2 protein-coding genes are annotated in these 1008 nt (G+C 52.8%); both read right to left on the bottom strand.

Annotated elements, in window-relative coordinates:
- Positions 1-32 precede the first annotated feature (32 nt).
- Positions 33-314, bottom strand: a complete 282-nt coding sequence (locus tag KDK14_RS07890) for a hypothetical protein (protein WP_257264540.1) — start codon at positions 312-314, stop codon at positions 33-35.
- Complete coding sequence (locus KDK14_RS07885) at positions 315-686, bottom strand: hypothetical protein (RefSeq protein WP_257264539.1); 372 nt, start codon at positions 684-686, stop codon at positions 315-317.
- Positions 687-1008 lie beyond the last annotated feature (322 nt).

Below are 1008 nucleotides of genomic sequence, written 5' to 3'. Positions count from 1 at the left end.
GCCATGGCAACCGTCACCCTGATGGCGATGGATCAGCTGGCGGGTGCTGCGGCCCAGGACAGCATGCGCAATTCAAGCGACTTGTCTGGTGAAATCTTGTCAAGCCCCAAGCCACTCGACAATACGACAATGCCCACAAGCAGCACGTCGCCTGACCAAGCCCAGACAAACTCGACACAATCAGTCAATTCGACTACGACAACCGCAAATAGCCATTTTCCGAAACTCAGTGTACTGCCCAAGAAACTCAGTGTACTGCCCAATAGGAATAGCAATACCAGTAGCGCGGTAATGTCCAGTACATTGAATACCAATTATTCCATGTCCACTACACCATCGTCACCATCGTCAATGACATCTTCTGGCATAGGCCCGACAACGTCATCGACCCACACGTCTTCGTCCTCGCTAGCAAGCTCGGCATTATCCAGTACGTTAATGCCCCAGACAACGACTACCGGAAATGCTACGACAACGTCGTTTTCATTGGCCAATGCCATGATCACTGCACCATCGTCAATGATAACCACAGAGCCCGTGACCTCGGGCGTGGTGACTCCATCGCAAACGCCAATGCCACCTGCCAGCATGGTCGCAACAACGGGACTGCCCACCACGCCCCCGCCTTTGGCTGACACCCTGAATATTGGTCTTGTCCTGGCCGTCAGTTTTGGTACAGCTTTCACGATCCTTGCAGGTATCGGTCTGTGCGCTTGCTACCAGTATTATCATCGTCGGGGTGAGGCAGAGATAACAGCGGAGCCCGAAATGCCCCTGGAACATTTAGATCAGGCCAATCCCTGAATTTATCAATGTTGTGCGGTCTGCATGGCTGGCTGTTGCAGACTGCGGATTCCTCTTTGACCAGTGCAGTCTTTCTGACTGTTTGAAAAAAAGTGTTGAAAACATGGTGGAGAATCATTGGAGATCATTCCGATGGCCTCTTGACCCACCTGCCCCGAATCTCGCGCACGACCACATGGATGTGGGAGTCAGGGCGACGCAGGA

It is taken from the genome of Endozoicomonas sp. ONNA2, from assembly GCF_024606365.1.
Taxonomy (GTDB): Bacteria; Pseudomonadota; Gammaproteobacteria; order Pseudomonadales; family Endozoicomonadaceae; genus Endozoicomonas.
This window is presented reverse-complemented; position numbering and strand designations above follow the sequence as displayed.